Source organism: Enterobacter sp. RHBSTW-01064, assembly GCF_014103035.1.
Classification (GTDB): domain Bacteria; phylum Pseudomonadota; class Gammaproteobacteria; order Enterobacterales; family Enterobacteriaceae; genus Enterobacter; species Enterobacter mori.
Window position 1 is genome coordinate 336,019 of sequence record NZ_JABXOU010000001.1, and the last position, 13,700, is coordinate 349,718.

9 protein-coding genes are annotated in these 13,700 nt (G+C 57.0%); 3 read left to right on the forward strand and 6 right to left on the reverse strand.

Annotated elements, in window-relative coordinates:
* Positions 1-70 precede the first annotated feature (70 nt).
* On the forward strand, positions 71-967 hold the full coding sequence (locus tag HV355_RS01595) for a DMT family transporter (protein WP_126816998.1): 897 nt from the start codon (positions 71-73) through the stop codon (positions 965-967).
* Here HV355_RS01595 and narI read toward each other — a convergent pair.
* From narI to HV355_RS01620, 5 genes are all read right to left on the reverse strand, one after another.
* Positions 964-1,641, reverse strand: coding sequence for a respiratory nitrate reductase subunit gamma (gene narI / locus HV355_RS01600; protein ID WP_010432973.1), 678 nt, complete (start codon positions 1,639-1,641; stop codon positions 964-966). The genes HV355_RS01595 and narI overlap by 4 nt on opposite strands.
* Positions 1,641-2,351 carry a nitrate reductase molybdenum cofactor assembly chaperone gene (narJ, locus tag HV355_RS01605; protein ID WP_100166107.1) on the reverse strand — a complete coding sequence of 237 codons (711 nt, stop codon included), beginning with the start codon at positions 2,349-2,351 and terminating at the stop codon, positions 1,641-1,643. The genes narI and narJ overlap by 1 nt, the downstream gene beginning before the upstream one ends.
* Positions 2,348-3,883, reverse strand: a complete 1,536-nt coding sequence (narH, locus tag HV355_RS01610; protein WP_174339695.1) for a nitrate reductase subunit beta — start codon at positions 3,881-3,883, stop codon at positions 2,348-2,350. Before narH ends, narJ begins: the two co-directional genes overlap by 4 nt.
* Positions 3,880-7,623 (reverse strand): nitrate reductase subunit alpha, encoded by a 3,744-nt coding sequence (locus HV355_RS01615; protein WP_182400731.1) that lies wholly within the window; start codon positions 7,621-7,623, stop codon positions 3,880-3,882. Before HV355_RS01615 ends, narH begins: the two co-directional genes overlap by 4 nt.
* A gap of 381 nt (positions 7,624-8,004) precedes the next feature.
* On the reverse strand, positions 8,005-9,402 hold the full coding sequence (locus tag HV355_RS01620; protein ID WP_108417810.1) for a NarK family nitrate/nitrite MFS transporter: 1,398 nt from the start codon (positions 9,400-9,402) through the stop codon (positions 8,005-8,007).
* 309 nt (positions 9,403-9,711) lie between these two features.
* On the opposite strand from HV355_RS01620, the gene narX reads away from it, so the two are divergent.
* Together narX and narL are read left to right on the forward strand one after the other, a co-directional pair.
* Entirely contained in the window at positions 9,712-11,508 is a 1,797-nt protein-coding gene (narX, locus tag HV355_RS01625; protein ID WP_182400732.1) for a nitrate/nitrite two-component system sensor histidine kinase NarX, read from the forward strand.
* The gene (gene narL, locus HV355_RS01630) at positions 11,501-12,151 is read left to right on the forward strand and encodes a two-component system response regulator NarL (RefSeq protein WP_028018756.1); all 651 of its coding nucleotides are present in this window, start codon (positions 11,501-11,503) and stop codon (positions 12,149-12,151) included. Before narX ends, narL begins: the two co-directional genes overlap by 8 nt.
* A 1-nt stretch (position 12,152) precedes the next feature.
* On the opposite strand, the gene HV355_RS01635 is transcribed toward narL, so the two are convergent.
* Positions 12,153-13,559: a YchO/YchP family invasin gene (locus HV355_RS01635; RefSeq protein ID WP_108417812.1), complete on the reverse strand. Its 1,407-nt coding sequence runs from the start codon at positions 13,557-13,559 to the stop codon at positions 12,153-12,155.
* Positions 13,560-13,700: the final 141 nt, after the last annotated feature.

Consider the following 13,700-nt stretch of genomic DNA (forward strand, 5'->3'; position numbering starts at 1 on the left):
CACCTTATATCAGCCCTGTAAAACCCGACAGCGATTTTCGACAATAGGGTCATTAATCAGGAGGTGGATGATGCGTGATTTACAAAAAGGCGTCGGGCAGATGTGCCTGGCGATGTTAATTTCCGGCTCTATCGGCGCGTTTGTTTTACTCTCCGGTCTGCCGGTAACGGAAGTGGTGTTCTGGCGCTGCGTCATCGGCGCGGTGACGCTTTATATGTTCATCCGGTTAAGTCGAAAGCCCTTCAGTCCCCTCACCCGCACCACGCTGCTGCTGGCCATTTTTGGCGGCGTAGCGCTCGTGGTGAACTGGTTGCTGCTGTTTGCAGCCTATGAGCGGATCTCGATTGGCCTGTCAACCGTGGTCTATAACACCCAGCCGTTTATGCTGGTGATGATGGGGATGCTTTTAGGCGAACGCGTCAGTCTGGTGAAGTGGGGCTGGTTGATCCTCGCCTTCGGCGGCGTGGTGATATTGCTTTCCAGCGAGCTGAGCGGCACGCATGGCAGTGAATGGCTCGCAGGTATCGGGCTGGCGCTGGGTGCAGCATTCTTTTACGCACTGACTGCCATTATCGCCCGCAAACTGAAATCCATCGCACCGCAGCATATCGCCTTTATTCAGGTCCTGACAGGGGTGGTGATGCTTCTTCCGCTGGCGCATATGCCTTCCCTTTCGGGCGATTTCCCCTGGACGATACTGCTGACGCTGGGCATTGTCCATACTGGCATCATGTACCAGTTGCTGTATAGCGCCATTCAGAAACTCCCCACTCCAGTCACCGGCTCGCTGTCGTTTATCTATCCGGTGGTCGCCATTGTTGTTGATAACCTGGTGTTCGGACACTCGCTGAACCTCACGCAGCTTGCGGGCGGCGCGCTGATATTGTTTGCCGCTGCGGGCAACAACCTGGGCTGGGGCGAAAAAAAACCCCGCGAGTGCGGGGTGGGTATCAAAACGGCAAATTAGCGACGGGCACGCACAATCTGGTATTTGCGCGTCAGGTACTCAACCGGCGCGCTCCAGATGTGCACCAGGCGGGAGAACGGGAACAGCACAAACAGCGTCATCCCCAGCACCAGGTGCACGCGGAAGATAAAGGCCACGCCGTCCAGATGCTCAGATGCGCCGCCGTGGAAGGTCACTACGGACTGCGCCCAGCCGACCAGCTTCATCATTTCGCTACCGTCCATATGCTGCGCAGAGAACGGAATTGTCAGCAGACCCAGCGCACACTGCACCATCAACAGGGAGAGGATCAGGATGTCCGCAGCGGTCGTGGTAGCACGCACGCGCGGGCTGAACAGACGACGTTTTAGCAGCAGTAGACCGCCGACCAGGCACATCACGCCGCTGGCACCGCCCGCAAACATCGCCATTTTCTGCTTCACTTCAATCGGCAGCCAGGCTTCGTACATCCAGTGCGGTGTCAGCATGCCCAGGAAGTGACCGGCAAAAATCCCCAGGATCCCGATATGGAACAGGTTAGAGGCGAGGTTCATCCCCTTGCGGTCCAGCATCTGGCTGGAGGCCGCCCGCCAGGTATACTGGCCATAGTCATAACGCAGCCAGCTTCCCACCAGGAATACGGTGCCCGCGATGTACGGGTAAATGTCAAAGAAGAACATATTCAGGAAGTGCATTATTGCCGTCCTCCGTTAGAGATATTCAAATATTGCGGAGCAACGGCCCCGGCAAAACGACGCTGGTGAGCGGAGATTTCAGACTCGCCGCAGTTCTGGTCAGCAAAGAACTTCACCTGCTCTTCTTCCCAGACCGCATCAAGCGCCTGCGGAGTGTCGTCGCGCGCTTCATCCGCGATTTTTTCCGCTACTTTTTCGCTATCAACGGCGGCATTTGCCAGCTTCACCAGCAGGTCAAAGAGCACCGCATAAGCACTTTCGCGCTGCTGAAGACGCGCGCCAAGCAGTGCCAGGATCGGTGCGATGTCCTGTAAACCGCCCAGCGCCTCTTCTTTTGGCAGCTGCGCCAGATATTCCAGGTACAGCGGCAGGTGGTCTGGCAGTTCGCGGCTGTCGAGCTGCAGGCCGTGCTGCTCGTACTGGGACATCAGGTCGACCATCGCCTGACCACGATCGCGGGATTCACCGTGGACGTGTTCAAACAGCAGCAGAGACGTCGCGCGCCCGCGGTCAAACAGCTGGCTGTAGTCCGCCTGCGCGTCCAGGAGATCGCGCGCTAACAGATCGCGGAGGAAAACGCCCAGCTTCTGGGCATCCGCTTTATCCAGGTTTTCAGATGACGCGAGTGCATCAAAGAGTTCCTGCTGATGCTGCGCAAGCGCAGCATCCGGGTACTCGAGCAGACGCGAAACAATGACGAGTTCAATCATTGGTGCGGCTCCGTTTTGCTGGTCACATCCATGGCGTCGATGCGGCGGCTGTTGAACAGGTTGAATTTGGTGTCTGAGCCGTGGCAACCGTCACCGAAGCTAAAGCCACATCCGTTTTTCTCCGGGAAGGCGTCGCGCGCCTGCTCGCGGTGGCTGCTCGGTACGACGAAACGGTCTTCGTAGTTCGCAATCGCCAGATAGCGGTACATCTCCTGAGCCTGTGCTTCGGTCAGACCAACTTCTTCCAGCGCACGGGTATCGGTAACGCCGTCAACGGTCTCAGCACGCTTGAAGTGACGCATCGCTAGCATGCGCTTCAGCGCCAGCAGGACCGGCTGGGTATCCCCTGCGGTCAGCAGGTTCGCCAGGTACTGTACCGGAATACGCAGGCTTTCCACGTCCGGCAGAATACCGTTGCCGCCCAGTTCACCCGCGTCGGCAGCAGACTGAATCGGCGACAGCGGCGGCACGTACCAGACCATCGGCAGCGTGCGGTATTCCGGATGCAGCGGCAGCGCCAGCTTCCAGTCCATCGCCATTTTGTACACCGGAGACTGCTGCGCGGCGTCGATCACGCTCTGCGGCACGCCGTCCTTCAGCGCCTGCTCGATCACCTTCGGATCGTTCGGATCGAGGAACACGTCCAGCTGACGCTGGTACAGATCTTTCTCGTTCTCGGTGCTTGCTGCCGTTTCAATCGCGTCCGCGTCATACAGCAGCACGCCGAGGTAGCGAATACGGCCTACGCAGCTTTCTGAACAGACGGTAGGCATACCGGCTTCAATGCGCGGATAGCAGAAGATGCACTTCTCTGACTTGCCGCTCTTCCAGTTGAAGTAGATTTTTTTATACGGACAGCCGGTGATGCACATACGCCAGCCGCGGCACTTGTCCTGGTCGATGAGTACGATGCCGTCTTCTTCACGCTTGTAGATGGCGCCGCTCGGGCAGGTCGCCACGCACGCTGGGTTAAGGCAGTGCTCGCACAGGCGCGGCAGGTACATCATGAAGGTGTTTTCGAACTGGCCGTACATCGCCTTCTGCATGTTCTCGAAGTTTTTGTCTTTCGACAGCTTCTCGAACTCACCGCCCAGATCGTCTTCCCAGTTCGGGCCTTTCTCGATCTTGTTCATACGCTGACCGGTGATCAGCGAGCGAGGACGAGCAATCGGCTGATGTTTACCTTCCGCTGCGTTATGCAGGTTCTGATAGTCATAATCAAACGGCTCGTAGTAATCATCAATGCCCGGCAGATGCGGGTTAGCGAAGATTTTTCCCAGCAGCATCGCGCGGTTGCCCATGCGCGGCTGGATTTTGCCGTTGATTTTGCGGATCCAGCCGCCCTTGTATTTCTCCTGATCTTCCCAGTTGGTCGGGAAGCCGGTGCCCGGCTTGGTTTCCACGTTGTTGAACCAGGCGTATTCGGTCCCTTCGCGGCTGGTCCAGACGTTTTTACAGGTGACTGAGCAGGTATGACAGCCGATGCATTTATCCAGATTCAGCACCATGCCGACTTGTGAACGAATTTTCATTTTACGCTCTCCTGTACCTGGTCATTACCTTCGCCGTCTAACCAGTTAATATTCTTCATCTTACGTACCACCACGAACTCATCGCGGTTAGATCCTACGGTGCCGTAGTAGTTAAAGCCGTAGGCCAGCTGCGCATAGCCACCGATCATATGGGTCGGCTTCGGCGTAATACGGGTGACCGAGTTATGAATACCGCCGCGCTGCTCGGTGATTTCTGAGCCAGGAATGTTCACGATACGTTCCTGCGCGTGGTACATCATGGTCATCCCTGCGGGAACACGCTGGCTAACCACTGCACGAGCGGTCAATGAACCGTTGCTGTTGAAGACTTCGATCCAGTCGTTATCCACAATCCCCAGATCTTTGGCATCCGCTTCGCTCATCCAGACAATCGGACCGCCGCGTCCCAGCGTCAGCATCAGCAGGTTGTCGCTGTAGGTAGAGTGGATCCCCCACTTCTGGTGCGGCGTCAGGAAGTTCAGCGCTTTCTCCGGATTACCGTTGGACTTCTCGCCCATTACCGCTTTCACCGAACGGGTGTCGATTGGCGGACGGTAAACCAGCAGGCTTTCGCCGAAGTCACGCATCCACTGGTGATCCTGATACAGAGACTGACGACCGGTCAGGGTACGCCATGGGATCAGCTCGTGAACGTTGGTGTAACCCGCGTTATAAGAGACGTGCTCATCTTCCAGACCAGACCAGGTCGGGCTGGAGATAATTTTGCGCGGCTGGGCCTGAATATCGCGGAAGCGGATTTTCTCGTCTTCTTTGTTCAGGGCCAGATGCTTGTGGTCGCGACCGGTGATTTTACTCAGTGCTTCCCAGGCTTTTACTGCGACCTGGCCGTTGGTCTCCGGTGCCAGGGTCAGGATCATCTCTGCGGCATCAATCGCCGTGTTCAGCATTGGCTGGCCTTTGGCCGGGCCGTCTGATTTGGTGTAATTGAGCTTACGCAGCAGGTCCATTTCGCTCTGGGTGTTCCAGGCGATCCCTTTCCCGCCGTTGCCGATTGTCTCCATCAGCGGGCCAATAGAGGTAAAGCGTTCGTAGGTCGCCGGGTAGTCACGTTCAACCGGAATGATGTGCGGCGCCGTCACGCCTGGGATCAGATCGCACTCGCCTTTTTTCCAGTCCTTCACGTCCAGCGGCTGCGCCAGTTCGGCAGCCGAGTCGTGCTGAATGGGCAGCGTCACCACGTCGGTTTCTTTGCCCAGGTGCCCCACGCATACTTCAGAGAATTTCTCGGCGATGCCTTTGTAGATTTCCCAGTCGCTTTTGGATTCCCACGCCGGGTCAACGGCAGCAGACAGCGGATGAATAAACGGATGCATATCCGAGGTATTCATGTCGTCTTTTTCATACCAGGTTGCAGTAGGCAGAACGATATCGGAGTACAGGCAGGTGCTCGACAGACGGAAATCCAGCGTCACTACCAGATCCAGCTTGCCGTCCAGGCCGTTGTCTTTCCATTCCACTTCTTCAGGCTTCACGCCGCCCTGCTTGCCGAGATCTTTACCCTGAATACCGTGTTCCGTACCGAGCAGATACTTCAGCATGAACTCGTGACCTTTACCGGAAGAACCCAGCAGGTTTGAGCGCCAGATGAACAGGTTGCGCGGATGGTTTTTACCGTTTTCCGGCTGTTCCGCCGCAAAGCGAATCGAACCTTCCTTCAGCGACTTAATGGTGTAGTCCACCGGGGTCATGCCCGCTTTCTTCGCCGCTTCCGCGATGCGCAGCGGGTTGGTACCAAGCTGAGGAGCCGACGGCAGCCAGCCCATACGTTCCGCACGCACGTTGAAGTCAATCAGGTGACCGCTGTAGCGGGATTTATCCGCCATTGGCGACAGCAGTTCCTCTGCGGTAACCGTCTCGTAGCGCCACTGGCTGGAGTGGTTATAGAAGTAGGAAGTGCTGTTCATGTGGCGTGCCGGACGCTGCCAGTCGAGGGCAAACGCCAGCGGCTGCCAGCCGGTCTGCGGACGCAGTTTTTCCTGGCCAACGTAGTGCGCCCAGCCGCCGCCGCTCTGACCGACGCAGCCGCAGAAGATCAGCATGTTAATCAGGCCGCGATAGTTCATATCGAGGTGATACCAGTGGTTCAGACCGGCACCGACGATGATCATGGAGCGACCGTGGGTCTTGTCGGCGTTTTCCGCGAACTCACGCGCGATACGGGTGATCTGCGCGCGCGGCACGCCGGTGATCTGCTCCGCCCATGCCGGGGTGTACGCTTTCACGTCATCGTAGCTGCTTGCACAGTTTTCGTCGTTCAGACCGCGCTCAAGGCCGTAGTTCGCCATGGTGAGATCGTAAACGGTGGTGACCAGCGCCGTTGAACCATCGGCGAGCTGAAGACGCTTCACCGGCAGTTTGTGCATCAGAACATTATTCAGTTCAACCTTGTTGAAATGCTCGGTGCCTTCGCCACCGAAGTACGGGAAGCCGACGTCAGCGATCTCATCCTGGCTGCCCAGCATGCTCAGGCGCAGTTCGGTCTCTTCGCCGGTGGTGCCGTTACGCTGCTCCAGGTTCCATTTGCCCTTTTCGCCCCAGCGGAAACCGATAGAGCCGTTAGGCGCAATCAGTTCGCCATTGCTGTTACAGGCAACCGTTTTCCACTGCGGGTTATTTTCCTGACCAAGTGAATCCACCAGGTCAGCGGCGCGCAGCATACGACCGGCAGCGTAGTAGCCGTCGCGCTCTTCCAGCATCACCAGCATCGGCATGTCGGTGTAGCGACGCACGTAGTCGGTGAAGTACTGGCTAGGCTTGTCCAGGTGGAACTCGCGCAGCATGACGTGGCCCATCGCCAGCGCCATCGCCGCATCGGTGCCCTGCTTAGGTGCCAGCCACAGGTCGCACAGCTTGGCGATTTCCGCATAGTCAGGGGTAATCGCAACGGTTTTGGTGCCTTTGTAACGCACTTCGGTAAAGAAGTGGGCATCCGGGGTACGGGTCTGAGGAACGTTAGAGCCCCAGGCCAGAATGTAGCTGGAGTTATACCAGTCGGCGGATTCCGGCACGTCGGTCTGCTCGCCCCAGGTCTGCGGAGACGCAGGCGGCAGGTCGCAGTACCAGTCATAGAAGCTCAGACAGGTCCCGCCAATCAGGGAGAGATAGCGCGCGCCAGACGCGTAAGAGACCATCGACATCGCCGGGATTGGCGAGAAGCCCGCCACGCGGTCCGGGCCGTAGGTTTTGACGGTGTAGACGTTAGACGCCGCAATCAGTTCGTTCACTTCTTTCCAGGAGGAACGGACAAAGCCACCGCGACCGCGAGCCTGCTTGAAGCTCTTCGCTTTGTCGGTGTCTTCAATGATGGATGCCCATGCATCAACCGGATCGCTGTGCTGGACTTTCGCTTCACGCCACATTTTCATCAGGCGCTTACGCATCAGAGGGTATTTCAGGCGGTTAGCGCTGTAGAGATACCAGGAGTAGCTTGCGCCACGCGGACAGCCGCGCGGTTCATGATTCGGCAGATCGGGACGGGTACGCGGGTAGTCGGTTTGCTGGACTTCCCATGTCACCAGACCATTCTTGACGAAAATCTTCCAGCTGCACGAACCCGTGCAGTTGACGCCGTGGGTTGAACGGACCACTTTGTCATGCTGCCAGCGCTGGCGATAGCCGTCTTCCCAGTCGCGGTTGGTCTCCAGAAGCTGACCGTGCCCATCGGCAAACGTCTCGCCCTTCTGCTTGAAGTAGCGAAACCGGTCTAAAAATTTGCTCATCGGGTATCTCCTGTGTGGAGCCTGTGGCTCTCTAAATCGACATTGCTGATTTGCTGCGAAGGTAACGCTCTGAAAGCGGGGGAGAATTGATAACGATCAAGGCGGACGGGGTCTCTGGAGGTGGGTGTTACATCAAATACCACCAAAGCAGTATAAATGTAAAATTCGTATCATGATGATTAATATTGATATTTTATATTTATCGTACAAAAAGCAGGGCTAAATTTAACATCTCAGGTATTAAGGGGTAGACCCCACTGGAAAGCGATGGCGATCACAGTGTTACCCGCAGGCTGCCGCTGTAAAGGTCATCAGTATGTTGTAACTATTTTCAACACAAAAAAAACGCGGCCCGAAGGCCGCGCAAACGGATAATCACACTTACTTATTTTTCTTGGTATTACGGCCATATACCAGCCACGTAATCACAACGCAGGCGATATAGAAGACGAGGAATACTTTCATGGCCCCTGCCGGAGAGCCGGTCAGGTCCAGTGAGATTCCGAACGCTTTCGGGATGAAGAAACCGCCGATTGCGCCAATCGCAGAGATAAAGCCCAGCGCCGCTGCGGTGTCGGTCGCCGCTTCACGCATGGCCTGCTCTTCGGTGCCGCCCTGCGCTTTAACGCGATCCATGGTCAGCTTACGGAAAATGACGGAGATCATCTGGAACGTGGATGCACTTCCCAGCCCGGCCGTCAGGAACAGCACCATAAATACGCCGAAGAAGGCAATAAAGTTGCCGCCCTGCCCGTTGGCTGGCAGCGTCAGGAACAGCAGCGCGCAGAAGATCGCCATCACCATGAAGTTCACCAGCGTCACGCGCGTCCCGCCCAGACGGTCGGAGATCATCCCGCCAAGAGAACGTGCCAGCGCGCCGACAAATGGACCAAAGAAGGCAAATTGCAGGATCTGCACGTCCGGGAACTGGGTTTTCGACAGCATGGCGAAGCCCGCAGAGAACCCGATAAACGAGCCGAACGTTGCCAGATACAACAGCGCCATGACCCAAAGGTGACCGCGTTTCAGGACCGGTAACTGTTCGCTCAGGGACGCCTTCGACGCGGACAAATCGTTCATAAAGAACCAGGCCGCCAGCGTGAAGACCACCAGGAACGGTACCCAAATCCAGGCCGCGTTCTGCAGGAACAGAGAAGAACCATCCGGCTGGGTCACACCGCCGCCGCCAAAGGCCGCAAAGATGGAAACCGAAATCGCCAGCGGGGCAATCAGCTGCATCACGCTCACGCCCATGTTCCCCAAACCGCCGTTAATGCCCAGCGCACCACCCTGCTTCGCTTTCGGGAAGAAGAAGCTGATGTTCGCCATGCTGGAGGCAAAGTTCGCGCCCGCAAAACCGCACAGCAGAGAGATGATCACAAACACGCTAAACGGCGTGGAGGTATCCTGCACCGCAAAACCGAGCCACACGCACGGCACGATCATGATGCCGGTACTGAAAGCCGTCCAGCGGCGTCCGCCAAACACTGGCACCATAAACGCGTAAGGCACACGCAGCAACGCACCGGACAGGGACGGCAGCGCGGTCAACATAAACAGCTGATCGGTCGTGAACGTAAAGCCGACTTTTGGCAGGTTTACCGCAACCGCACTAAACAACATCCATACGCAAAACGCTAACAGCAGGCACGGAACGGAAATCCACAGATTACGACTTGCTACACGATGGCCGCGCTGTTGCCAGAACGCCGGATCCTCTGGTCGCCATTCTGTAATAACGGGACCATTTTCCCTGTCGGGAGCGGATGAGTGACTCATAGACACCTCTGATTCTCGAATGATGCTGCAAACATTAGGGTTTTAGGGCGGCGGTAAGTTGATATAAATCAAAGGAAAAGTGCGGGGTTTTGTGGCGAAAAAAAAGGCATTACTCTTAGTGAGTAGGAGTAAGGGGTAAAAAAGATGTGGTTTTTCACGGTGCTGAGCCATCCTGGCTACTCCCTCCCCCTAACCGTTACCCCTCTGGCAATTTAGAGGTAATCCTTTATTGGTATGGGTATACTCCAGGGTATGCACCAGAATAGCGCCATTCCTGCAGTCAGGTCACGTCAGGAGCCCGGCAACACCATGTTAAAAAGATGTCTATCCCCGCTGACGCTGGTTAACCAACTGGCGCTTATTGTCTTGCTGTCCACCGCGATCGGTGTCACCGGCATGGCGATTTCCGGCTGGCTGGTCCAGGGCGTACAGGGTAATGCGCATGCCATCAACGAGGCAGGCTCGCTACGCATGCAGAGTTATCGTCTGCTGGCCTCGGTGCCCTTAACGCAGGACGACCAGAAGCTGATCGACGATATGGAGCGTACGGCTTTCAGCCCCGAGCTGGAAAGTGCCGCCATTCGCGCTGGTCAGAAATCCCAGCTCAAGGCCCTTCAGGGCTACTGGCACACGCAGCTGGAGCCAGGCTTAAAGCAGGCGAACAGCCCCGACGCCGTCGCGCGCGACGTTGCCGGTTTCGTCTCACGCATTGATACGCTGGTCTCTTCTTTCGATCAAACCACCGAATTACGCATTGACCGGGTGGTTATGATCCACCGGGTGATGGCGCTGTTTATGGGCCTGCTGCTGATTTTCACCATCGTCTGGCTGCGCGCAAGGCTGCTGAATCCCTGGAAACAGCTGCTGGCAATGGCACGCGCCGTAACGAACCGCGATTTTACCCAGCGCACGCATATCAGCGGGCGTAACGAGATGGCGATGCTCGGCCAGGCGCTTAACACCATGTCGGAAGAGCTGTCTGAAAGCTACGCGGTACTGGAACATCGGGTTCAGGAAAAAACCGCCGGACTCGAACAGAAAAACGAAATTCTCTCTTTCCTGTGGCAGGCAAACCGCCGTTTGCACATGCAGGTACCGCTGTGCGAGCGCCTCTCGCCGGTGCTGAACGGCCTGCAAAACTTGACGCTGCTGCACGATCTGGAGCTGCGAGTCTACGACGTTGAAGACGAAGAAAATCATCAGGAATTTACCTGTCAGTCTGACATGTCCTGTGATGATAAAGGTTGTCACCTTTGCCCGCGGGGTGTACCACCGCTAACGACGACGGGCACCACGCTGAAGTGGCGTCTGACGGACAGCCACACCCAGTACGGCATTCTGCTGGCTACCCTGCCCGCCGGAAGGCATTTGAGCCACGACCAGCAGCAGCTGGTGGATACCCTGGTGGAACAGCTCACGGCCACGCTGGCGCTGGACAGGCACCAGGAAAAACAGCAGCAGCTGATTGTCATGGAAGAGCGCGCAACCATCGCGCGGGAGCTGCATGACTCCATCGCCCAATCCCTTTCCTGCATGAAGATGCAGGTCAGTTGCCTGCAGATGCAGGACGCGGAGATGCCGGAAAGCAATAAACAGCTCCTGAGCCAGATCCGCAACGAGCTGAACACGTCGTGGGTTCAGCTTCGTGAGCTGTTAACCACTTTCCGACTGCAGCTGACCGAGCCGGGCCTTCGCCCCGCGCTGGAGTCCAGCTGTCACGAATTTAGCGCCCGGCTGGGGTTCCCGGTGAAGCTCGACTACCAGCTTCCGCCGCGTTTTGTCCCCTCCCATCAGGCGATTCATTTACTGCAGATCGCCCGCGAAGCCCTGAGCAACGTGCTCAAACACGCCAGCGCGACGGCGGTGACGGTAACCGTCAGCCAGCACAATAATCAGGTGAAGCTGACGATTCAGGACGACGGCTGCGGCGTGCCGGAAAATGCCGAGAGAACCAACCACTATGGTTTAATTATCATGCGAGACCGCGCGCAAAGCCTGCGCGGTGATTGCCAGGTTCGCCGGAGAGACACGGGTGGCACGGAAGTGGTCGTCACCTTTATTCCCGAAAAACCGCTTACAACTGTCCAAGGAGAACACCATGACTAATCAGGAACCGGCATCCATCCTGTTGATCGACGACCATCCCATGCTGCGCACCGGGGTGAAACAGCTGGTCAGCATGGCGCCCGATATTACCGTCGTTGGCGAAGCCAGCAACGGCGAACAGGGTATTGAGCTTGCCGAAGCGCTCGATCCTGATTTGATCCTGCTCGATCTCAACATGCCGGGCATGAACGGTCTGGAGACGCTGGACAAACTGCGCGAAAAATCCCTGTCTGGCCGCGTGGTGGTGTTTAGCGTGTCAAATCATGAAGAAGACGTGGTGACGGCGCTGAAGCGCGGCGCGGACGGCTACCTGCTGAAAGATATGGAGCCGGAAGATCTGCTCAAGGCGCTGCAGCAGGCCGCTGCCGGAGAGATGGTGCTGAGCGAAGCCTTAACGCCGGTACTGGCCGCCAGCCTGCGGGCCAACCGCGCAACCTCAGACCGTGACGTGAGCCAGCTTACCCCGCGCGAACGCGATATTCTGAAGCTGATTGCCCAGGGCCTGCCGAACAAAATGATCGCCCGCCGTCTGGACATCACCGAAAGCACGGTAAAAGTGCACGTGAAGCACATGCTGAAGAAGATGAAGTTAAAGTCCCGCGTCGAAGCCGCCGTGTGGGTCCATCAGGAACGGATTTTTTAACTTACTCATCCGGCAGCAGCTTCCACCGTGGATCGTCGTTGGGCAATGCGACCAGCGGTTGAACCACCGTTAGCGCGATCTCATTGGAAGAGACGCGCTGCCCGTCTTTATCTTCCGCGATCACCGACAACCGCCACTGGTTAGTTGCACCCTCAGCGTTATCCCATGCGGGCATAATGACGCTCCAGCCGTCGCTGCTGGTACTGTCAGCCGGTGCGGTCAGGCTCAGCGCCTGCGTATCCCCCTGCCAGTGCAGCTGGCGAATACCATGCTTGCTGCGTATTTGCAGCTTCAGCATGACGGTTTCGCCCCCTTTCAGATCCCACGGCGGCGTTGCCAGATAGACCGACAGCGTTTTGCGCTGGCGGAACTCCATGACCGGCAGGTTCTCCCGCTCTGGCGAATCGTAGCGACTGCCGCGCAGCGAACGCGTCACAGCCACTTCGCTGGCGGACAGCTGTTTGACCAGGGGTACGCCAAACCGATAGTTGAGCTTAAGCCCGAGGTTATTCTGGCTGACGCCGCTCTCTCCCTGCTTATGGGCAGCCGTCAGGGTCACCAGCGGAACGGGGGTATAGTTGAGTCCCAGATTGACCGCCATCGGGTTGTGGTAGCCGGTTCCACTGCTAAACAGATCGACGTTATCGCCAAAATACTGTTCAAAACTAACGCTGGTATTCAGATGATGGAACCACGGCAGCCAGGCTTTAGCGGTGATGTCATACCCGCGCGCCATGCGCTGCTCCTGCAGATCCGCGCTGTCGCGCCAGCTGGCGAACGGCTGATAGTAGTTCGCCGACAGGCGTAGATTTCGCCCCCACGCTTCTGCCCCCAGCCCGGCGCGCTGCAGGTTTTCCTCAAGCAGGTTATCGTAAAAGGTGTTATAGCCCAGCAGCCAGTCTCCGGCGACCCATCGCTGGCCAATCCCGGCATTGCTCACCAGACCGTCCGTCTGTTGCGTCAGGCCCAGCTGGCTCCAGCTCAGGTAACGATTGTTATCGTTCCAGGGAATAAACCAGCTTCCGCTGCTGCCATTGAAATTGCCCTCATCATCCACCAGCAGATTTACGCTGGCATTACCCCAGGGGGAAAGCCAGGATTCAATCTGCTCGTTCACTTCCCCGCTCACCACATCCCGTACCTGACCCAGTGCAAACTGCTTCGCCTGCTCGCCTGTCGTCAGGCCGTTGTCGGTCATACTGGCTTCGCCAAAGGCCTTGGCCATTTCGGCCAGGTGCTTCTCCCCTTCACCCGTTGGCGCCGCCATGCCGAGGTCGGGCAAACTATCCCCGTTATTATCAAACGGATTTTGCGCTTGCTGCATAAAGGAATTCGGCGCACCGTGAACGGCTCCGACCGTAAGAAGGGAGAGTAAAAACAGCAAATGAATGCGGGACGATACAGCCATCAACGTCGTAAATAAGGACCTGTGTTCATAAGGCAATTCTTTTTATGTTAACGCGATAAGCAGTGAAATGCAGGCTTAACGGAAATTCCAGGATTATCCTGAACATTATTGTCGGGTGGCGGCTGCGCCTTACCCGACCTA

Excerpts from the sequence above, each read along its gene's own strand:
- narX (WP_182400732.1), top strand. The coding sequence starts at position 9,712 with ATGTTAAAAAGATGTCTATCCCCGCTGACGCTGGTTAACCAACTGGCG.
- narI (WP_010432973.1), bottom strand. The coding sequence starts at position 1,641 with ATGCACTTCCTGAATATGTTCTTCTTTGACATTTACCCGTACATCGCG.
- HV355_RS01595 (WP_126816998.1), top strand. The coding sequence starts at position 71 with ATGCGTGATTTACAAAAAGGCGTCGGGCAGATGTGCCTGGCGATGTTA.
- narH (WP_174339695.1), bottom strand. The coding sequence starts at position 3,883 with ATGAAAATTCGTTCACAAGTCGGCATGGTGCTGAATCTGGATAAATGC.
- HV355_RS01635 (WP_108417812.1), bottom strand. The coding sequence starts at position 13,559 with ATGGCTGTATCGTCCCGCATTCATTTGCTGTTTTTACTCTCCCTTCTT.
- narJ (WP_100166107.1), bottom strand. The coding sequence starts at position 2,351 with ATGATTGAACTCGTCATTGTTTCGCGTCTGCTCGAGTACCCGGATGCT.
- HV355_RS01620 (WP_108417810.1), bottom strand. The coding sequence starts at position 9,402 with ATGAGTCACTCATCCGCTCCCGACAGGGAAAATGGTCCCGTTATTACA.
- HV355_RS01615 (WP_182400731.1), bottom strand. The coding sequence starts at position 7,623 with ATGAGCAAATTTTTAGACCGGTTTCGCTACTTCAAGCAGAAGGGCGAG.
- narL (WP_028018756.1), top strand. The coding sequence starts at position 11,501 with ATGACTAATCAGGAACCGGCATCCATCCTGTTGATCGACGACCATCCC.